At 64.9% G+C, this 21,465-nt stretch carries 15 protein-coding genes; 9 read left to right on the forward strand and 6 right to left on the reverse strand.

Annotated elements, in window-relative coordinates; genetic code table 11:
• Window positions 1-153: 153 nt before the first annotated feature.
• On the forward strand, window positions 154-1,557 hold the full coding sequence (leuC, locus tag DF196_RS04905; RefSeq protein WP_109056771.1) for a 3-isopropylmalate dehydratase large subunit: 1,404 nt from the start codon (window positions 154-156) through the stop codon (window positions 1,555-1,557).
• Window positions 1,558-1,719: 162 nt separating this feature from the next.
• Window positions 1,720-2,412, forward strand: coding sequence for a 3-isopropylmalate dehydratase small subunit (gene leuD, locus DF196_RS04910; protein WP_109056772.1), 693 nt, complete (start codon window positions 1,720-1,722; stop codon window positions 2,410-2,412).
• A gap of 333 nt (window positions 2,413-2,745) precedes the next feature.
• Here leuD and DF196_RS04915 read toward each other — a convergent pair whose 3' ends face one another.
• Complete coding sequence (locus tag DF196_RS04915; RefSeq protein ID WP_109056773.1) at window positions 2,746-4,998, reverse strand: PH domain-containing protein; 2,253 nt, start codon at window positions 4,996-4,998, stop codon at window positions 2,746-2,748.
• Window positions 4,998-5,516, reverse strand: a complete 519-nt coding sequence (locus DF196_RS13430) for a PH domain-containing protein (protein WP_158276268.1) — start codon at window positions 5,514-5,516, stop codon at window positions 4,998-5,000. Before DF196_RS13430 ends, DF196_RS04915 begins: the two co-directional genes overlap by 1 nt.
• Before the next feature lie 312 nt (window positions 5,517-5,828).
• On the opposite strand from DF196_RS13430, the gene DF196_RS04925 reads away from it, so the two are divergent.
• Both DF196_RS04925 and DF196_RS04930 read left to right on the forward strand, forming a co-directional pair.
• A complete protein-coding gene (locus tag DF196_RS04925) occupies window positions 5,829-6,713 on the forward strand; it encodes a DUF805 domain-containing protein (protein ID WP_109056774.1) in 885 nt (294 codons plus the stop codon).
• Window positions 6,714-6,786: 73 nt separating this feature from the next.
• The gene (locus DF196_RS04930) at window positions 6,787-8,250 is read left to right on the forward strand and encodes a histidine kinase dimerization/phosphoacceptor domain-containing protein (RefSeq protein ID WP_109056775.1); all 1,464 of its coding nucleotides are present in this window, start codon (window positions 6,787-6,789) and stop codon (window positions 8,248-8,250) included.
• On the opposite strand, the gene DF196_RS04935 is transcribed toward DF196_RS04930, so the two are convergent.
• Entirely contained in the window at window positions 8,200-8,913 is a 714-nt protein-coding gene (locus DF196_RS04935) for a response regulator transcription factor (RefSeq protein ID WP_158276269.1), read from the reverse strand. The genes DF196_RS04930 and DF196_RS04935 overlap by 51 nt on opposite strands.
• 450 nt (window positions 8,914-9,363) lie before the next feature.
• Between DF196_RS04935 and DF196_RS13555 the strand changes: the two genes are divergently transcribed.
• Both DF196_RS13555 and DF196_RS04945 read left to right on the forward strand, forming a co-directional pair.
• Window positions 9,364-10,716, forward strand: a complete 1,353-nt coding sequence (locus DF196_RS13555) for a CPBP family intramembrane glutamic endopeptidase (protein ID WP_241519590.1) — start codon at window positions 9,364-9,366, stop codon at window positions 10,714-10,716.
• A 145-nt stretch (window positions 10,717-10,861) separates the two neighbouring features.
• Window positions 10,862-11,986: a beta/alpha barrel domain-containing protein gene (locus DF196_RS04945; protein ID WP_109056777.1), complete on the forward strand. Its 1,125-nt coding sequence runs from the start codon at window positions 10,862-10,864 to the stop codon at window positions 11,984-11,986.
• Window positions 11,987-12,111: 125 nt separating this feature from the next.
• On the opposite strand, the gene DF196_RS04950 is transcribed toward DF196_RS04945, so the two are convergent.
• The gene (locus DF196_RS04950) at window positions 12,112-13,458 is read right to left on the reverse strand and encodes an NAD(P)/FAD-dependent oxidoreductase (RefSeq protein WP_109056778.1); all 1,347 of its coding nucleotides are present in this window, start codon (window positions 13,456-13,458) and stop codon (window positions 12,112-12,114) included.
• Between the two features lie 283 nt (window positions 13,459-13,741).
• On the opposite strand from DF196_RS04950, the gene murA reads away from it, so the two are divergent.
• A complete protein-coding gene (gene murA / locus DF196_RS04955; RefSeq protein WP_109056779.1) occupies window positions 13,742-15,067 on the forward strand; it encodes a UDP-N-acetylglucosamine 1-carboxyvinyltransferase in 1,326 nt (441 codons plus the stop codon).
• Between the two features lie 219 nt (window positions 15,068-15,286).
• Here murA and DF196_RS04960 read toward each other — a convergent pair whose 3' ends face one another.
• Both DF196_RS04960 and DF196_RS04965 read right to left on the reverse strand, forming a co-directional pair.
• Complete coding sequence (locus DF196_RS04960) at window positions 15,287-16,537, reverse strand: MFS transporter (RefSeq protein ID WP_109056780.1); 1,251 nt, start codon at window positions 16,535-16,537, stop codon at window positions 15,287-15,289.
• Between the two features lie 189 nt (window positions 16,538-16,726).
• On the reverse strand, window positions 16,727-17,401 hold the full coding sequence (locus DF196_RS04965) for a TetR/AcrR family transcriptional regulator (RefSeq protein WP_109056781.1): 675 nt from the start codon (window positions 17,399-17,401) through the stop codon (window positions 16,727-16,729).
• A gap of 427 nt (window positions 17,402-17,828) precedes the next feature.
• Here DF196_RS04965 and argS point away from each other — a divergent pair, with 427 nt between their 5' ends.
• On the forward strand, window positions 17,829-19,667 hold the full coding sequence (gene argS / locus DF196_RS04970; protein ID WP_109056782.1) for an arginine--tRNA ligase: 1,839 nt from the start codon (window positions 17,829-17,831) through the stop codon (window positions 19,665-19,667).
• Between the two features lie 81 nt (window positions 19,668-19,748).
• Window positions 19,749-21,359 (forward strand): diaminopimelate decarboxylase family protein, encoded by a 1,611-nt coding sequence (locus tag DF196_RS04975; protein ID WP_109056783.1) that lies wholly within the window; start codon window positions 19,749-19,751, stop codon window positions 21,357-21,359.
• Window positions 21,360-21,465: the final 106 nt, after the last annotated feature.

The raw sequence follows: 21,465 nt of genomic DNA on the forward strand, positions 1-21,465 counted from the left end.
AACAAGACGAATCGCGAGGGGTCAATGGCTCGTAATGAGCCATATCTCAATATCCGGCCTGCTTGTGGCTGCCCCAAAAAACTCCCCTTAGGCTATTACCACGAACAAGGCGCGAACACAATACCTCGCGCGGAATTTTTTGGAGGAAACGCTATGGGAACGACACTGGCCGAGAAGGTCTGGGCCGATCATCTGGTGCGCAAGGGCAGCGACGGCGCGCCCGATCTGCTGTACATCGACCTGATGCTCATGCACGAAGTCACCAGCCCGCAGGCATTCGAGGGCCTGCGTCTGGCCGGCCGCAAGCCGCGCCACGTCGATCAGCTCATCGCCACCGAGGATCACAACACCCCGACCGTTGACATCGACCGTCCGAATCCGGACAAGACCAGCGCGCTGCAGCTGAGCACGCTGGAGAAGAACTGCAAGGAATTCGGCGTGCGTCTGCACCCGCTGGGCGACGCCGATCAGGGCATCGTGCACGCCTTCGCCCCGATTCTGGGTCTCACCCAGCCGGGCATGACCATCGTGTGCGGCGACTCGCACACCTCCACGCACGGCGCGTTCGGTGCGCTGGCATTCGGCATCGGCACCTCCGAGGTCGAGCACGTGATGGCCACGCAGACCCTGTCCCTGAAGCCGTTCAAGACCATGGCCATCAACGTCAACGGCAAGCTGCCGGCGGACGCCACGGCCAAGGACATCATTCTGGCCATCATCGCCAAGATCGGCACCGGCGGCGGCCAGGGCTACGTCATCGAGTACCGTGGCGAGGCCATCCGCAACCTCACGATGGACGAGCGCATGACCGTGTGCAACATGTCCATCGAGGCTGGTGCCCGCGCCGGCATGATCGCGCCGGACGAGACCACGTTCGAGTACCTCAAGGGCCGTCCGCACGCGCCGGAAGGCGAGATGTGGGACAAGGCCGTGGCGTACTGGAAGACGCTTAAGACCGATGACGACGCCGTGTTCGACAAGGTGGTGGACATCGACGCCACCAAGCTCGGCCCCTACGTGACCTGGGGCACTAACCCCGGCCAGGGCCTGCCGATCACCGCCGACGTGCCGGACCCCGCCACGATCGCCGACGCGACCGAGCGTTCCGCCGCCGAGCGCGCCATCAAGTACATGGGCCTCAAGCCCGGCATGCCCATCAAGGACATCGCCGTGGACACCGTGTTCATCGGCTCCTGCACCAACGGCCGCATCGACGACCTGCGCCAGGCCGCGGCAATCATGAAGGGCCACCACAAGGCCGATTCCATCCACCGCGTGCTCGTGGTGCCGGCCTCCTCCCGCGTGCGTCTGGAAGCGGAAAAAGAAGGCCTTGACAAGGTATTCAAGGACTTCGGCGCCGAATGGCGCAACGCCGGCTGCTCGATGTGCCTGGGCATGAACCCGGACAAGCTCGTGCCGAACGAGCGCTCCATCTCGACCTCGAACCGCAACTTCGAGGGTCGTCAGGGCAAGGGCTCGCGCACGCATCTGGCTTCCCCGGCAGTGGCCGCCGCCACCGCCATCCGCGGCACGATCTCGTCTCCCGCCGATCTGTAAACCACTGCTTCTCTGGCTCCCCTTTGTGAAGGGAGCCGGCCGCGGGGCGGACTGAGGGGAGCCTCGGTTGGTTCCGCAAGGTTGCTCCCCCTCAGTCGTCTGCGACGACAGCTCCCCTCGACGAGGGGAGCCGGATATTCCGGATATGTAAGGACTTTTATTATGGAAAAACTCACCACCCTGACCGGCGTGGGCGTGCCGCTGCGCCGTTCCAACGTGGACACCGACCAGATCATCCCGGCCGTGTTCCTGAAGCGCGTGACCAAGACCGGCTTCGATGACGCCCTGTTCTACGCTTGGCGCCGCGACCCGAACTTCGTGCTCAACCAGCCGGAATACGCCGGCAAGGGCCAGATCCTCGTGGCCGGCCCCGAATTCGGCATCGGCTCCTCCCGCGAGCACGCCGTGTGGGCGCTGCACGATTACGGCTTCCGTGTGGTCATCGCGCCGAGCTTCGCCGACATCTTCTACGGCAACACCGCCAAGAACGGCGTGCTGGCCGCCATCATGCCGCAGGAATCCGTCGAACTGCTGTGGAAGCTGCTGGAGGAGGAACCGGGCCGCGAGATGACCGTCTCGCTGGAGACCCGCACCGTCACCTGCGGCGACGTGACCCTGCCGTTCGAGGTGAACGACTACACCCGCTGGCGCCTCATGAACGGCTATGACGACATCGACCTGACGCTCCAGCACGAGGACGACATCGCCGCCTACGAGAAGATGCGCGCCGAAAAGTTCCCCTTCAAACCCAAGACCATCCCCGCCAAGCACTGGGCCGAAGAGCCCATCCAGTCCGCCCGCGAGCCGGAGGAAGGGAGTTGGGCAGGACCGTTAGCTGATCGAGGCATTATCTAGCCTTGATCAGCTTGTGGGAAGTCCGGTGGACTTCCCACAGGTCCTGCGCCGAGCCGCGACAGCCGGCGAGGCCAACACTGAGCCTCGCTCGAAGAGCGAGTCCATAATTGCAGGCCCGGGTCCGTTGGCCAATACGCATAGGGGCCCTCGCTGAACGGAACGTTCCAGCCAGCGGGGGCCTTTCCATATCTATCCGCCCTGAAACAGCCAAAACAGCCTCAGTGCGGCCGAAATTATCCAAACAACACTAGCGTCTAGCAAAAACGGACACTAAACGGCATATTCGCGTCCGAAACTTGCCAATCTCACGCCGCAGACATGCGGAACACGGCTCTACCCCTCCATCCACTGCTCCAACGCTTCGGCATCCGCGCGCCGCAGGAACATGAATCGCAGCGAATCGATGCCGTTCATCACGAACAGGGACATCTGGACCCGCTCGATGCCGCGCGGCTCCCGCCATAACATGGTGGATCGCGTGATCGACTGCACGCGCGACCTCGTGGTTATGGTCGTATACCGTGCGAGCCGGACCGCGCCGGTCGCCACGATTCGATGATGCGGCGTGACCATCTGGCCGTCCGTTCCGAAACCGCATGAAAGAACATGCGTGCCATGGTCATGGGATGCAGGCCCTTGTACAGTCCGGTTATCAGTGCCATTTGAGGCAGCGGAACCGCTGTTGCCGCCATAGGTGTCATCGTTATTGCCGTACGCTGCATCCGGCACCAACGCATACCCTTCCTCGCGTGACTTCAGCCATCGTACGGCGGTCCACCACAAGCCGATGGCCACGGGCACGAACAGCAGCCACCACGGCCACCAGCCAAGCCCCGGAATCGCAAACGCCGTGCGGAAAGCCGTTGCCGCGTCGGCGTCCGAGCCGAGCCAAGTCAGCGTCGTCGCAGCCAACGTCATCATCACCGGCATCGTGAGGTAATAACGCAGCAACCCGCGCCCGGTGTACCGGATGACCGGACCCGCCGCAGGTTCTGGTTCCAGCGGTTGCGCGGCCTGCGATGCGTTGACGCCGCTGCCTAAGCCGGCGGATGTGCCGGTGGCGGCGGCTCGCGCAATCGGGCTGTGCACCTCAGCCTGCACGACCGGTTCGCGCACGTCCCACTCCGGCAGCATCGCGTGCAGCACGTCATAGACCCGGCGTGTGCCGATCACCGGCAAGATGCGCGCCGCCGAAATGGAGCCTTCCGCGTTCTCTCCGGTGGCTGAGGAACTCAGTCCCAACCCCACCGAGCACAGACCAAACGGCCGGCGCAGCAGCGACTGCTTCACGATCACCGTCTGGATACGGCTCACCGGAATCGTGGACGTGCGGCGCGTGAACAGGCCGCGCACCACCACCAGATCGTCGCCGCGACGCCATACCTCGAAACCGTAGAACCGCAGCAGCGAGGTCACGATGCTCACCAGCATCAGCACCATCACACAGACCAGCACAGCCAGCGCAATCGAAAGCAGGTTGCTGGTCGCCACGGCGCTCACCGATCGTTCGGCATCGCGCACCCAGCTTTCCGGCACGATTTCCTGCACTTGCTGTACGAAGCCGTACACCACGAACGCGGCGGCCAGGAACCCGATATCGGTGACGGCGAACAGCAGGATGTCCTTCACCGAGGCGCGGAACACCGGAGCTTGGCCGCGTGAATCCGCAGGTATCGCGGGCTTGCCTACGCACGCGATGGGGCCGGCAGTGTAGGCCGGGTCATATCTGGTGTCGCGTTTCGGTGGGACCGCAATCGTGCGAACGTTGGCTTCGGGGATACCGGGCGTCTTCGCGAAACCGTCGGAGGTATCGTTGACGGCTGCGTCGAAAGTAGTGTTGACGGCCTGACGAGCATCATGCGGCACCTGAGTGCTGCCAACGTTCGCCGCTTGACCCGTGCGGGCCTGCGCGCGGAACGTCTCCAACTCCAGTTGCAGCACCGCCGGCACCGCATCCAACCGGATATCCGTATCCGCCGAGCCGGCCGCCGAAACGGTGAGCCGCACCACGCCGAACGGCTGCAGGTACACCGGCGACGAACTGTTGATGGCATGGATCGAGCCGTAGCTGATGGTCCGGTGCTTGCGGAAGAACAGGCCGGATTTGAAGGACAGCCCGTCGCTACCCAAACGATATCGGGTGGTCAGCCATTCGATGACGGGCGGGATGAGCGCTGCCACGATGGCCGTCGCCAAGGCCAGCGCGATCATCGGGACGCTCAGATGCCGGCGCAGAATCACCAGGAACGTGACGAACAGGCCGATAATGCCGCGCACCGAGGAGACCGTCGCGACGATGAGCCCGGCCGGGTGCAGCATGCGCCAGTCATCGGCAGGGCGGTTGCGGCCGAGCTGGTTTGCGCCGCTGTTGCTTTCGGTGTCACGCGATTGCACGCCGTCAGGATGTTCAGTGCTGATTGCGGGCGCGCTGTTGCCGTAAGGCTGCTTGCTGGAAAGGCCGGCGCCGGGGCCGATTGCATTATTGCCGTATGCGTCGCCTTTGGTGCCGTCCGCGGTATCGACGGTGTGGTTCACGGTGACATGCTTTCCCGCATGTGAGGCAGTATCGTATCCGCCGCCCGTCATCACAGGTCGTCCTTCGCTTCGGCCACGCGCTCGGTGATGAGCGCCACCATGCGCTCCGCTTCAGCGGTGTCCAACGCGGCGATCTCATGCTCGTCGGCGGCCGTGTGCACCACCACCGTGGTCAGCCCGAAATGCCGCTGCACCGGGTTCTGCTTGGTGTCCACATGCTGCACGCGCGTGTACGGCGTGGTGGTGGAGCGGCGGAACAGCCAGCCCTTGCGGGTGGCGAGGTCGCGCTCGCCGATGCGGAATCGCGTGAAGGCGTACAGGTATTTGGTCTGCAACGGTTGGAAGGCGAGGTTCAACACCGCGTAGGCTGCGGCCAGCGCGACGATGAGCCGCTGCCAGAAGCCCCACCAGCCGTTCGTCATGCATACGATTGCGACCACGGCGCAGACCACCAGCCAGATGACGGTCCGAATCGCCTCGTTGATAAGCCACACTGTGCGCACGCGCGGCGGCAGCGGCCGCCAGTCGGATTCGCCGGGGTGCCCGGATTCCTGTTGCGCGTTCATCATGTCCCCTTCCGCCAATGTTCCGGCACACCAAAACCGACGGCCTTTTCTCGGCTCCCCTTTGCCAAAGGAGCTGCCGGCGGGCCGACTGAGCGGCAGTCCCGCCGAATATAGGTCGATTTCGGTGCAACAAAAGCCGAGGGCCAGAACCGTCCGTCGGTTGTGGCCCTCCACCGTTCTGCCGCAGCCTAGCCCCACTGTATCCGACGCGATTACGCTCTGCGGGGAGCGGTACACAGATGTTGACCGGCGCGGCGGCCGGCTGGACGAACCGGGCCGGATGCGGTTGAGTGGAGTCATCACAGGGAAGGAAGCATGATGGGTATTCCCGAACCGAACCCGCAAGCCGCTCAGGTATGGCGTCAGGCACATGAGTCGCCGGGTGACTCGCCGAATCCATATGCGGCACCGAACCCGTACGTGATGGCGAATCCGCAGCCGTTGCAGTCGTCGCCGCAACTGCCGCCACAACCATCACAGTCCGGCCGGCAATGGCGATTGCGCGACGAACCACCGCTGTGGGCCCCGTGGTACGGCATCGGCTTCTGGCGGGCCGTCACGCGGTGCTTCCGCAAGACGTTCATCTTCCACGGTCGTGCCTCGCGCGGCGAATACTGGTGGGTCTGGCTGTTCACCTTGGTGCTTTCCGGCGTGCTGGGCGCGGCGGCATACGGCATCGGACTCGCCATCGGGCTGAACGGTGCCGAGGATCCGTCCATGCTCAGCTCGCCGTTGGACGACTTCATCAGCAACGCGACGATAATCGCGCAACTGGTGATGTTCGTGCCGACCATTTCGCTGTCCATTCGGCGTCTGCACGACGAGAACCGCCGCGGATGGTGGCTGCTGCTGCCCACGCTGTTGCAGGTTGCCGCGGTGGTCGTGCTGTTCGCGGTGATCATCGCTGTCGGGGTGGCCGGCGGCGGCTCCGATACGGCCATCGGGCAGGGACTGGTCGCGGGCATGCTGGCGTTCTTCGGTATGTACCTGTTGTCCGGGCTGGCGTCGGTCGTACTGATGATTGGGCCCAGCGATCCCCGCGGCGCGCGGTTCGACCGTCCGGACGGGCGGCGTCATGAGCGTGGTGGGCGGAAGCTGGACGAATCCCAGCGGAATGTCGCGCCGAACGCTGCGGTTGCGTTGTCGGCGGAATCGATGCAGTCGGAATTCGGGGTCGCGTCTCGGCGGCGACGTTCTTGATGATGTGCCTGGATCAGGGGCGATTCGTGTGGCGCAGTGATACACGATGCGGTGAGCGAGAAAGGACTTGGCGATGACGAAGAATGCTGATGGTGTGCTGGCTCAGATGCCTGGTCTTTTCCGGCGCGTGCTGGACTGGTGGCAGGAGCCGCATTTTCTGGAGAAGACCAGCATCGTGGTGGATGCGGCGCAGGTGGTGGCGATGATCGCCATACCGCCGCACAGTCCTCTGCAGATGGTGTGCGCGTTCGTCTGGCTGGCGCTGGTGGCCGCGCTGCCGCTCGCGCCGCGCGTGCTGTGCGTGGCGGGACCGGCGTTGTGCCTGGCTGCCGGCATCCTGCCGAATTGGAGCGTGTGGACGACCGGTGGGGTCGCTCTGGCCGCGTGGTTCCTAGCCATCGGGTACGTGATGCCACGGTGGGTTGCGATCGTGCTGCCGGCTGGATTTTCGGTGCTGGATGCGGCCGGGTGCGCATGGTTCGGATTCGGCTCGCTGGGCGGCACTGTGATTCGGAGCGTGGTGAGCGCGCTCAACAACATCAATCGGGAGGCTTCGGCGGGGAGTAGTACCGGTGTTGCGGTACCCGTGGATGCAAGTATGGCGTTGCCGCAGTATGTGGTCATCATATTCGTGGCCACTTTCGTGCTGGATCTCATGATTCTGGGATTTCTGACCGTGTGCAGCGCCGCGTTCCGGCGTACGGCCGCGGCGGGGGAGCGGGCCGCGCGCGCCGAACGGCTGCTGGGCCGTGTGACCCGCGAGCAGGAACTGGCCCATATGATTCACGATTCGGTGGCCAACGACATGTCCACCATCGCGATGCTCTCCTGGCGCGCCAAAGGAGTGGAGGACGGTGGCGAGCGGGACGAGATGTTGGACGCGATCTATGCGCGGTCGCATCACGCGCTGGACCGGGTGCATGAGGTGATTGACGTGCTCAATGGCAAACGCGAATTGGGTGAGCTGCGTGCGTCGCCGGGTGCGGTGGGTGCTTCGGACAGTATTCCGCAGGCTTCCCACGATTCTTTCGATATGACCGTGGAGAAATACGTGGAGGATCAAGACCGCGCGATGGGCATGCTGGGGCTTGCGGGCGTGAGTCGTCTCGACACCGTGCCGGATGCGCCGGTGCCGGAGCCTGTGTGTCGCGCGACGATGGGATTGCTGGAGGAGATCTACGCGAACATCGTGCGGCATTGCGCGATGAACGAGGCGGCCGGGAAGCCGGATGTCGAGACCAGGACGCCGGACGGAGACGAAGTCGCGGCCGATGGTGAGCCCGCTTACAGCATGTTCATTGACATAAGCCGCGATGGTATCGCCATCAGCGAGGTCAATGCGCTCGCCGACGAACGCCGGACGCTGGTCCACGGACGGAAGCACGGCGACGGTCTCGCCCTGCAGCGTGCGACCATCGAATCGCTCGGCGGCACACTCAACACCAGCAAACAGGACGGCACCTGGATTCTCAGCGCGCGAATTCCGCTAATTACTGAGCCAAATCGCAATGGCGTGGGCCAGGGAATGGGCTCCTAGTTTGTCTACGGCTCGGTGGGCGTGGGTGCGGACGGTGGAGGCGGCCACGCCCCATTGGGCGGCAATCTGGTCGTATGTCAGTCCGCGGGAGAGCAGGTGCAGGGTTTCGGATTCCTTGGCGCCGAGTTTGGCGGCGCGATTGGCTGCGCCATCGTCGCCAGCATCGGTCCCGCGAACGGTCGGCGTGGCTGTCCCGTTGTCCGTCAGCGATTGATATGCGTCGGCCGCCGTCCGGAACGTCACCGATGCTACGGAATCCGGGGCGAACGTGCCGCCGGCGGCCACCGTGCGCAGTGCCTTGGCCAACTGCGGGATATCGGCCTTCGACACGATGCCCTGCGCGCCCGCGGCCGCGAGACGTTCGGCATACGTATCCACCGAGAACGCGGTGATGCCAAGCAGCATCACACGGTCGGTGCGCACGCGGATCTTACGGCAGACGCTTACGCCGGTCGCCTCCCCAAGCGACACATCCACCAGCAGCAGTCGGGGTCGCGTCTCCGGATTGAGCGCCTTGGCCACGGCCTCGTCCGCATTGCCCACACCCCACAGCCATTGCGCGGCCGGCAGCAGTTGCGGCAAAATCCCCTTCAATGCCAGCAGCGCCATGCGATCATTGTCGACCGCGGCCACCAGCACCGGAGTCCCCTTCTCAATGCCCATGGTGCCCATCCTACCGGTTCGTCGCATGGGTGGTCGGAACATTCCACACGGCCTTGGCATCCTGACGACCCCGCATGTTCGTCGACATTTGTGGACATCCTCACGATTCGTTCAGTTACGGCGGATAGGTTGAGTCCCATGAGCATGAACGATGTGAATCAGCCGAACGGATCGCGGGAGCCGCAGGCGGGGCAGGGGGAGCCTCGGCAGTTGCCGCAGGCAAATGAAACGATTCGGCCGAACGAGTATCTATCGGTCCAGTCGGGGCAGTCGTCGCAGACAAACCAGACGAGCCCGTACCAGTCGCCCCAGAACCAATATCAGCCGATTCAGCAGGGGCAGCCGAATACGCCGAATACACCCCTCGGGTATCAGTCGATTCCACCGGTCCAGCCAGTTGCGTCTCCGTTGCCAGCATCGCAGCCTCCACAACCGGTGCCGTACCCGGCGATGCCGCAACAGTCGTACACGGCGCCGGCGGCACCGCAACAGCAGTACGCAGCGTCTGCGGCGCAGCAGCCGTCGGCCCCATACGCGGTACCGCCGGCAGGGCAGGCCGTGCCGCAGTCCGCACAGCCCGTCATGCCGAACTCTACGCAGCAATACCAGCAGTATCCGCAGTATGCTCAATATGCACAGCCGGCTGCGCCCCCGTATCGGCCGCAACCTGCGCAACCGCAGTATCGTCCGCAATACTCGCAGTATCCCCAGTACCAACAGCAGTACCCGTATCCGGCATATCAGACGTACCAGCCCTACCCGCCGCGCCCGGTGACGCCGGCGCCTCCGGCGATTCCCGTCGACCCAAGGCAGGCGTGGCGCACGTGGCGGCGGAAGGTGGTCGGCCGTGCGATGGGCCTGACCTTCGCCTACGAGGGCATGATGTACGCGGGCGCGATCATCGCCTCCGGCATCGTGGCCATGGCTGCCGCCACCGGACTCTTCGCTTCCGGCAGAGGCACCTACTCAAGCAGCGACGGCATCATCAGCCTTATCTCGGTCGCCGTGGCGTTCGGATTCCTGCTGCTCATGCGCCGCCGCGACATCCTCACCCGCGAATTCTGGCTCGGCGGGCCGCACCTGGACACGTACGGCGAGCCCAACCAGCGCGGTCGCGTGAGCCGATACGGCGGCGGACGCATGCGCCCGCAGTGGTTCCTCGTGTTCATCGTGCTCGGACTGGGCGTGCAGGGCAGCGTCTCGCTGGTGCAGATGCTGCTGTCGATGGGCGGCGTCGATCTGGTTTCGCCCACATCCGAAAGCATCAATGAATCCGCCGTGACGGTGAGCATGTGGCTGTACATCGGGCTTGTCGGGCCGATCTGCGAGGAGGTGATGTTCCGCGGGGTGCTCATGAAGGAGCTCAAGCCGCTGGGCAAGAACTTCGCGATCTTCACCTCTGCGCTCGCCTTCGGCCTCTTCCACGACGACGTGGTGCAGGGCACGTTCGCCTTCCTGTTCGGCCTGATTCTGGGCTTCGTGGCGATGGAATACTCACTGGTCTGGTCCATCGCGCTGCACATCTTCAACAACGCGATCCTCTCCGGCGTGATCGATACACTGCTCGCCGGCCGGCTCAGCGACAGCGGCTATCTGATGTATTCGATTGTCCTCGCGCTGATTGGCGTGATCGGCTCGGCGATCGTGCTGGCGCTCTACGGCCGAAGCCTTGCGCAATACCGTCGCGAGAACCGCTCCATCCCGGACACCTACGCCGGCTGGACCTCGCCCGCGTTCATCGCGTTCGTGGTGCTCAACGCCGTCGTCGCCATCGCGTCCCTCATCGCCGCGATGGTGGGGTGACGATCGGGGCTCATGGGGCCAGCTTGGGTGCGTCAGTCTGCGTCGCTGCGATGGCGGATGCGATTTGTCGAGTGAGCCAGTTCGCGCGCGACGCAATAGCGGGATGGCGGTGAGCCGTTGGCGCGGTGTGTTTTATGGTTGAGTCATGAGTGATTTCGAGCCTTTCTACGATGTGAACCGTACTTACGAGGACAATTACGCGCAGGGTCCGTTCGGGGCGTTCGCGCAGGCGCTGGCTGGAGATGAAGCCGCTTCAGCCGCATCGGCTGACTCCGGCTCCGCAGCCACCCCGACCGCCACGTTCCTCGGCCAGCCGGTCAACCTCGCATTCGGCATCCCCGCCGGCCCGCTGCTCAACAGCCGCTACACCACGGCGGCCTTCCGCATGGGCTTCGACCTGGCCACCTACAAGACCGTGCGCTCGCGCGCATGGGGCTGCAACCCGTTCCCGAACGTGCTGGCCGTGCACCCCAAGTCGGCGGACGGCTCGCTGACCCCCGGCAGCGCCGAACTCGATGAAGGCGTGTTGGCGGACACCAACTACGACCTGCCCATCTCCATCTCCAACAGCTTCGGCGTGCCTTCGCAGGACCCGGATGTCTGGCAGCCGGACATGAAAGCCGCCATCGCCGCGGCCGGCCCTGGCCAGGTGCTGGTGCCGAGCTTCCAAGGCTCGCGCGTGGAGGGCATGAGCGAGGAGGACTACATCGCCGACCACGCCACCACCGCTCGCCTGGTCAAGGAGACCGGCGCGAAGTTCATGGTGATGAACACCAGCTGCCCGAACGAGGGGCACAACCGTCTCCTGTGCCACAACCCGCTGCTCGTGGGCCGCATCACCGAGGCCGTGAAGCGGGAAATCGGCGATACGCCGCTGATGATCAAGCTCGCGTACATCCCCAACGACGACGATCTTGAGCTCATGGTGCGTTCCACCGTGGGACGCGGCACCGTGCAGGGCTTCAGCACCATCAACACGATCTCCGCGCGCCTCGTGGACAAGGATGGCAATCAGGCTTTGCCCGGCGCGGGCCGTGACCGTTCCGGCGTATGCGGCAACGCGATTCGCGGCGCCGGCCTCGACATGGTGGCCCGTCTCGCCGCCATCCGTGAGAAGACTGGCCTCGACTTCGAGATCAACGGCGTGGGCGGCGTGGTTTCGCCCGCCGATTACGCGGCGTACAAGAAGGTCGGTGCGGATTCGGTGATGTCCGCCACCGGTGCCATGTGGGACGCCGAACTGGCCCGCAAGATCAAGGCAAGCCTATAACCTCACCGACATTTGTGGGGAAAAGTACCACTGGCGACTCGTCAGCGGTACTTTTCCCCAGAATCATGCCGGACTTTGGGGAAAAGTACCGTAACAACGATGTTCGGCAAAATGCCGTGCCCTGATTACTCGGCGGCGGCCTTCATGGCCACGGCGCCCACGTAATAGACGGGCTTGTCGAAGTTCGGCTGGAACAGGAAGTCCACATTGGCCAGCTGATCCACGGTGAAACCGGCTTGGATGGCCATGGAGATTACGTTCGCGGCGCCGGAGATATCCGCCTTGGAGCAGAACTGGCCGCCCTTGACCTGACGGGTCTCCGGATCCCACGTCAGAATCGAGGTGACCGGCGTGGTGGTGAGCATGAAATCCGGGCGGTAGTCGTCCACGAGCTCGGTCTCCCGCACCGTCAGGCCGCGGCGCTCGGCACCGGCCTTGGTCAGGCCCGAGGCTGCCAGTGACAGGTCGTACAGTTGCACGGCCGAGGTGGCCTGCGTGCCCATGTACTTCACGGTCGGCTTCTCGATGTTGCGGCCCACGAGCAGACCCTGGCGCACGGCGTTGGTGGCCAGCGGGATGTAGTCGTGCTTGCCGGTGGGGTTGTAGAACACGGTGGCCGAGTCGCCGGCGGCGTACACGTCCGGCACGGAGGCCTGCATGTAGTCGTCCACGATGATTGCGCCGTTCGGCAGCATGTCCACCTTGCCCTTGAGCAGGTCGGTGTTCGGCAGGAAGCCGACCGCCAGGATCGCCATCTCGGCCGTGTATTCGCCCTTCTCGGTGATCACGGTGACGGTGTCGTCCGGATTGTCGCGGAACTCCACCACCTTCTGGCCGAGCGCGAGCGTCACGCCGTGCTCCTCGAACGCGGCGGCCACCTGGTCGGTGATGGCCTTGTCGAAGTTGTTGGCCAGCGGGCGGTCCAGGCCGTCCACCAGCGTGGTCGTGACGCCCGTGAGGCTGAACTGCTCGGCGATCTCGGCGCCGATGTAGCCCGAGCCGATCACCACCGCGGACTTGGCGGTCTTCGCCTTCTCCTTGATGGCGATGGCGTGGTCCCAGTTCTTGCACAGCAGCACGTGCGGGCTGTCGATGCCCGGAATCGGCGGAATCACCGGGCGTGAGCCGGTGGTCACCACGAGCTTGTCGAACGTGAGCGTCTCTTCGCCGGCCTCATCGCCGCCGTCCAGCGGGCGATAGGTGAGGGTCTTGGCCGCAAGGTCCACGGACGTCACATCGGTGCGCATGTGCATGGTCGCGCCTGCCTGCGCCAGCGCCTCGGGGGAGGAGTAGAACATCTTCTTCGGGTCGGACACGTGGTCGCCCACCCACAGCGCGATGCCGCAGGACAGGAAGGACAGGGTGCCGTTGCGCTCGAAGACGTGGACGGTCCAATCGGGATGCTCGGCGAGAATCGAGGTGGCGGCGAACGTGCCGGCGTGCGTGCAGCCGATGACGGCGACGGTGGTCATAAATGCTCCTTTGCTTGTGGCAGGTGTCAGGTATTGGCGTGACCTGCGTGCGGCGGGGCCCGTGACGTGCGGTTCGCGCGGCTTGGCCCCACCCGGCGGTCCGGTCCGCTTCGGCCGGTCCTCCACAGGCCACTGTACCAACGAATGGTGCCGGTCGGCGGCATTGCGGGCGATTGCTCTGCTGGGAGCGCATTCATGTCGCCTTTCACCATGTGCGCACATGGGTTATGGCAGACTGGACGATAGTGTTTCGCCGAACCGGATGAGGAATGGGAGAGTTGGCGTGGCTGAGAATCCGAACGATGTGCTGCATGTTGAGGGCGGCAAGCCGCTGAACGGCACCATCAAGGTGCGTGGCGCGAAGAACTTCGTCAGCAAGGCCATGGTGGCCGCGTTGCTGGCGCCGGGCAAGTCGGTCCTGAAGAACGTGCCGGAGATCCGCGACGTGCATGTGGTCTCCGACCTGCTGCGCCTGCACGGCGTGAGCGTGGATGTGAATGGTGCGGAGGGCATCGTGACCATCGACGCCTCGCACGTGCAACTGGCGGACGTGGCGGACGTGGACACGCTGTCCGGCTCCTCCCGTATTCCGATTCTGTTTTCCGGCCCGCTGGTGCACCGCTTGGGCGAGGCGTTCATCCCGGCGCTCGGTGGCTGCGCGATCGGCGGCCGTCCCATCGACTTCCATCTGGAGACCCTGCGCAAGCTTGGCGCCACGGTGGACAAGGAGCATAAGGACGGCATCCACATCACCGCCCCGAACGGTCTGCACGGTGCGAAGATCCACCTGCCGTACCCGTCCGTGGGCGCCACCGAACAGACCTTGCTGGCCGCGGTGCTCGCCGAAGGCAAGACCGAGCTGTCCGGCGCGGCCATCGAGCCGGAGATCATGGATCTCGTGGCCGTGCTGCAGAAGATGGGCGCGATCATCTCCGTGGACGTGGACCGCACCTTCCGCATCGAGGGCGTCAAGGAGCTGCAGGGCTTCACGCACACCTCGCTGACCGACCGCATCGAGGCCGCATCCTGGGCCGCGGCGGCGCTCGCCACGCGCGGCGACATCTTCGTCAAGGGTGCCACCCAGCCGGAGATGATGACCTTCCTCAACGTGTTCCGCAAGGTGGGCGGCAAGTTCGAAGTGACGGACAAGGGCATCCGCTTCTGGCATCCGGGCGGCGACCTGAAGCCCGTGGCCATCGAAACCGACGTGCACCCTGGTTTCATGACCGACTGGCAGCAGCCGCTCGTGGTGGCCTTGACCCAGGCCAACGGTCTGTCGATCGTGCACGAGACGGTTTACGAGAACCGTTTCGGCTTCACCAAGCCGCTCGTGCAGATGGGCGCCACGATTCAGCTGTACCGCGAGTGCCTGGGCTCCCTGCCCTGCCGCTTCCAGCAGCGCAACTACAAGCATTCGGCCGTGATCTTCGGACCGACCCCGCTGACCGGCCGCGACATCGACGTGCCGGATCTGCGCGGCGGCTTCTCGCACCTGATCGCCGCACTGGCCGCGTCCGGCCCGTCCGACGTGCACGGCATCTCGCTCATCGACCGTGGCTACGCCGACTTCCGCGGCAAGCTCGAGGCGTTGGGCGCCGATTTCGACTGATTCGGCTGATTAAGGGCGGCCGCGCCGATTGGCGGTCGCCGGATATCCGGTCTCATTGATGAACGGCCCAAAAGGTAAGTTCCGAACACCATCGGTTTACCTTTCGGGCCGTTTTTATGGTTACAGACGGCTCGAAAGGTAACTTGGCGTCGTCGCTGACTTACCTTTTGGACCGTTGCTCAGGTCATCGAGCACCTGTCGCGTAGGGGATTCGGCAAATCAATCGACGAACCTCCTGGACAGCGGCACGGATACCACGGTGCCCAACGCCAGCAACGCCGCTGAGGCCAACAGCACCACGGCCACCGGGAACCGGTCGAAGGCCCAGCCGTAGGCCATCTGGCCGAGCGGTTGCGCGCACATGCTCACCGCCGCCACCATCGCCATCACCTTGCCGGTCATGGCGTCCGGCGTGCTGAGCTGGATGGTCGGCACGGCGATGAGGTTCGAGAAGCAGCTCGCCACCATCGTGCCGAACGTGAAGCCCACCAGCACCACGAGCTTCACCCAGGCCGACACCGGCAGCAGGAACACGATGCCCTGCGGCAGGAGCGATACCGTCAGCCCCACCATCGCGAAGGGGAACCCGCGCATCGTGAGCTTCGCTGCGAACAGGCCCGCGACGAACGCGCCCACCACGCCGGACACGCCCACCAGACCGTCGGCGACGCCGTACACCGTGGCGTCGAAGCCCAGCACCGTGCGGATGACGTACGGGAATCCCACCGCCGAATTGCCGATAATCACGAAATTCAGCGAAGCCGCGAACAGCAGCAACGCGAACACGTTCGGCCTGTCTCGGACTAGGAACCGCATGCCGGCCTTGAGATCCTCGAGGGGCGTGGGCAGCTCCTCGTTGCCGCGGTCGGGCGCGGCCAGCCGAATGAAGCATTCCAGAACGGCCGCTGCCGCGAAGCTCACAATGGTGACGACCATCATCGGCCGGATGCCGAACATCGCGTACAGCACTCCGCCCAGAAAACTCGGCAACAGCGAGCCGAGCTGCTGGACCTGATTGACCACGGCCATCGCCTGCCGCAACGTGCCCTGCCCGTAATCGCGGAACATCTGGGGGAGCGCGGCCTGCACGGTCGGCGTTTCGAACGCGCCAAGCACGGCCAGGGCCACCTGCATCACCGTGATGGCCGCGATGCTGAAGCCCACCGCGGCGAACGTGAACGCGCTCGCCAGCACCAGCACGGCGGAAACGGCGTCGAGCGCCACCATGATGGTACGGCGGTTCACACGGTCGGCCAGCACGCCGCCGAACGGGGCGAGCACGATCATCGGCACCACGGAAATAGCCAGAATGGAGCCGAACACGGTGGCTGAACCGGTTTCGTCCAGCACCCACATGGCCATCGCGAAACGGAGCATGAGATTGCCGAACAGCGAGATGCCTTGCCCGGCGACGAGCAGGATGAAATCGCGTCCGAGCAGCGGCGAACGGGTGGATTGCTGAGTGGTCATGATGCTTCCTTAGATGGATTATTGGTGCGGTTGCGATGTGGGTGCCGGGCTGGCTATCGGTGGGCCGTTCTCGGTACTTTTCCCCAAATTCAGGCAAGACCTTGGAAAAAAGTACCGCTGAGCGGCTTCGAGTGGTACTTTTCCCCAGAATCAAGCCGGACTTTGGGGGAAAGTACCGTTAGGCGGCTGTCAGTGGTACTTTTCCCCGGACTCGGCACTTGCAGTGCCGAGTCGTGCGTAAAAATCGGCGGTCTGATCGATGAGCCGGGCGTCGAAGACCGGCACGCCGATGGCGTCGAGCATGGTGGCGAGGCATTCGGTGCGGTGACGCAGCTCGTCGCGCGAAGCCGGGTAGAACATCGGCAGCAGCCAGTAATTGGTGAGCAGCGCGATGAGTTCGGCGGCCTCGCGCGGGTATCGCGTGGAGATGGAGCCGTCGCGCACGCCCTCCTCGATGATCGGCAGCCAATGGTCGGGCAGGTCGGTGGCCCAGAACCGCAGATTGGCGAAGAGCATCTTGGGATCGTCGAGAAACGGCAGGGTGACTTCGCTGAGCTGCCGGTGCTCCTCGTCGCCCAGGGCCATGACGAACAGCGCGCGCAGGCGTTCGAGTCCGTTGAGGTCCGTGCGGGCCATAATCCGGTCGCGCTCGCTTTGGCTGTTATCCCAATCGGCGCTGTTGAGACGGTCGAGGATCGCCTCCTTGGACTTGAAATGGTGGTAGATCGCGCCTTTGGAGAGGTCACCGAGCCGGTCCACGATGTTCTGGATGGTGGTGTGCTCGTAGCCCTTCTCCGTAAACAGGTCGCGCGCGGCCTCGAGGATGCGCCGTTCGGTCACTTCCGGATGCGCGTTGCGTGCCATGGCGGACTCCTTTCGATGGGCGAGTCGGATACTGGACGGACTCCGCTTTGCTGCTCAGTTCAGTCTGCTTTGCGTCCGGCGCATTCGCAATTGCGGACGAACCTTGTTCGCGTTCTGTTGGCTCGGCTGTGGTCTCTCGCATTGTCTACAAACAAACAGCTCTGCTGGTTGCTCCACGGCAATGTCCTCCGGAGAAGGGACGAACCTGGAACGTGTGCTGCCTTGCAATATACATACCGCCGGTCGGTATGTATAGGTACGCGGCGAGCCCCGAACTGGCAGGCCGGTCCGTGGTTAGCCGGTGCGGTCCGGTATGTATCCGGGGGAGTCCTTTGCGGTGGGCTTCGTGACGAACTTCGCGGCGACAGGGGATCGGGGCGGAACGGGCCAGACCGCAAACGTCACCGTTGCCAGTATCCTTGAAAGAATGAGCCCTGAAGCCTTAAGTGAACTGATTTCCAAGATTGCCCACAGCCTCGTCGCCGCCGGTCAGGCCGGCACCCTCACCGACGACCTGATCCCGCCCGTCGAGAAGCTCGCCGTCATGCGCCCGAAGGACCGCGCCCACGGCGACTGGGCCTCCAACATCGCCATGCAGCTGGCCAAGAAGGCCGGCATGAGGCCGCACGACCTGGCCGAACCGTTCGCCGCCGCGCTCGCCGAAGCCGACGGCATCAAGTCCGTGGAAGTGGCCGGCCCCGGCTTCATCAACATCACCCTTGACTCCGCATCGGCCGCCGCCGTGGTGGACCAGGTGCTGAACGCGCCCGCCGACGAGCACGGCATCTCCACCTACGGCCGCAACGATCACCTGTCCGGCAAGACCCTGAACCTCGAGTTCGTCTCCGCCAACCCCACCGGTCCGATTCACATCGGCGGCACCCGCTGGGCCGCCACCGGCGATTCGATGGCCCGCGTGCTCGAGGCCAACGGCGCCAAGGTGGTGCGCGAATACTACTTCAATGACCACGGCGAGCAGATCAACCGCTTCGCCAAGTCGCTCGTGGCCGCATGGGCCCGCGCCAACGACCTCGGCGAGGCCGGCTACCAGACCGAAACCCCGTTCGACGGCTACAAGGGCGCGTACATCGACGAGATCGCCCGCCGCGTCCAGGACGAGGCCAAGGCCGACGGCGTGGAGCTCACTGCCCTGCAGCACGAGGACCAGGGCCTCAACGCCGACGGCGAGCCGATCGGTGAGTCCGATTCCGAGGTGCGCGAGGAGTTCCGCAAGCGTGCCGTGCCGATGATGTTCGACGAGATCCGCAAGTCCATGAAGGACTTCCGCGTCCACTTCGACGTGTGGTTCCACGAGAACAGCCTGTACTCCGACGGCGAGGTCAAGCGCGCCATCGAGGTGCTGCGCGAGCGTGGCGACATCTACGAGAAGGACGGCGCCACCTGGTTCGAGTCCACCAAGCACGGCGATGACAAGGACCGCGTGATCATCAAGTCCAACGGCGAGTTCGCCTACTTCGCCGCGGACATCGCGTACTACTGGAACAAGCGCCACCGCGCCACCGATCCGGCCGACGTGGCCATCTACATGCTCGGCGCCGACCACCACGGCTACATCGGCCGCATGATGGCCATGTGCGCCGCCTTCGGCGACAAGCCCGGCGAGAACATGCAAATCCTCATCGGCCAGCTGGTCAACGTCCTGAAGGACGGCAAGGCCGTGCGCATGTCGAAGCGCGCCGGCAACGTCGTGACCATCGACGATCTGGTCGAGGCCATCGGCACGGACGCCTCCCGCTACTCGCTGGCCCGCACCGACTACAACTCTCCGGTGGACATCGACCTCAACCTGCTCGCCTCCCACTCCAACGACAACCCGGTCTACTACGTGCAGTACGCGCACGCCCGCTCCTGCAACGTGGACCGCAACGCCGAGGCCGCCGGCATCACGTACGATGGCGCCGACCTGAGCCTGCTCGACACCGAGGCCGACGGCGAGGTGCTCGCCGCGCTCGCCCAGTGGCCGGCCCTGCTGACCCTGGCCGGCGACGCCTGCGCCCCGCACCGCGTGGCCCACTACCTGGAGGATCTGGCCGCCGCGTACCACAAGTGGTACAACGTCGAGCGCGTGGTGCCGATGGAGCTGACCGATCCGGAGACCCGTGGCGACGCGGCCGAGGCCGTGCGCATCGCCAAGGCCCCGGAGCCGGCCCGTGCCGCCGCGCGCCTCAAGCTCAACGATGCCGTGCGTGACGTAATCGCAGCCGGTCTCGACCTGCTTGGCGTCACCGCTCCGGAAAAGATGTGACTTGGTGCCGGTCGCTACGACCGGCACGCTTGATATTCGGCTCCCCTCTCTGAGGGGAGCTCTCATAAAAGGACTTGCATTATGCCTATTTCACCCATCTGGCCGGCCGCCACGGCAATTGACCCTGCGACCGGCGCCATCACGTTCCACGGCCGCACCGCCGAATCGCTCCTGGACGAGTTCGGCTCGCCGCTCTACCTCATCGACACCGACGAGGTAGCCGCCCGCGCGCGTCACTTCGTGGCCGCCGCGGCCAAGGCGTTCAACAACTCCACCACGCATGTGAGCTTTGCCGGCAAGGCGTTCCTGTCCAAGGAGATCGTGCGCCTGGTCACCGCCGAAGGCATGCTCGTGGACACCTGCACGATGGGCGAGATGAAGATCGCCCTCGCTGCGGGCGTGCCCGGCCGTCGTCTTGTGCTGCACGGCAACAACAAGTCGGACGAGGAGATCGCCCTGGCCATCGAGCAGGGCTTCGCCAAGATCGTGGTGGACGAGCCGAACGAGCCCGAGCGCATCGCCGCCATCGCCCATAGGCTCGGCAAGCGCGCCCGCGTGATGTTGCGCGTCACCGTTGGCGTCCATGCCGGTGGCCACGAGTACATCTCCACCGCGCACGAGGACCAGAAGTTCGGTGTGCCGCTGCTGCCGGCCGGTGCGGACGCCTCTGTGCTGGACACGGTGCTGAACAACCTCGCCGACGTGACGCCGGCCGCCACGAACGCGCGCATCGCACCGTCCGCTGCTGCTGCCGCCACCGACGCCGCAACCGCCGCCCCGGCCGAGCACCACGAACGCAAGCTGCAGTACGACGTCAAGTACCCGTACGACCTCTCCCACGAACAGGTCTCCGAGAAGGACAAAGCACTGGCCCAGGCCATGACGGCCATCGCCGACGGTCCGGCCATCGCCGTGCTCAAGACCATCCTGGCCAACCAGGACGTGCTCGAACTGGTCGGCGCGCACTCGCACATCGGCTCCAACATCCACGACGCAACCGCCTTCATCCAGGCCGCCAAGCGCATGATGCTGCTGCGCAAGACCCTGTACGCCACCGACGCCTTCACCCTGCCGGAGATCGACCTCGGCGGCGGCTACTCCGTGGCCTACACCGACGGCGAGGACTCGATGGACATCGACGTGGAGCTCACCCGCCTGGCCGAGGCCGTGACCGCCACCAACCGCGCGCTCGGCATGCCCGCTCCGGCCATCAGCTTCGAACCCGGCCGCTACATCGTGGCCCCCGCCGGCGTGACGCTGTACCGCGTGGGCACTATCAAGCACGTGCACCTGTCCGATGCCAAGGATTCCGCCGGCAACCCGATCAGCGAGCGTGTGTACGTCTCGGTGGACGGCGGCATGTCCGACAACATCCGCCCGGCCCTGTACGGCGCCGACTACACCGCGCGACTCGCCAATCGCAAGGGTTCCGACGAGACGATGCTCGCCCGCGTGTGCGGCATGCACTGCGAGTCCGGCGACATCGTGGTGCACGAGGTGCGCCTGCCCGCCGACCTGCGCCGCGGCGACATCCTCGCCGTACCGGTCACCGGCGCGTACGGCCGCACGATGGCCTCCAACTACAACCAGGCGCTCATCCCGGCCGTTGTGGCCGTGAGCGAGTCCGGCGCGCACGTGATGCTGCGCCGCCAAACCATCGACGACCTGCTCGCCCTCGACGTGAGCGAGTGAGCCGGCACCGGCGAGTAACGAGTAAGTCGAATGGACGATTCCCGGCCGCTGTAGGAATCAATCCGTACAATGGCCGTGGAGCAATACCTCTTTGGAAGGACCCCTC

The organism is Bifidobacterium callitrichidarum (assembly GCF_003129905.1).
GTDB lineage: Bacteria > Actinomycetota > Actinomycetes > Actinomycetales > Bifidobacteriaceae > Bifidobacterium > Bifidobacterium callitrichidarum.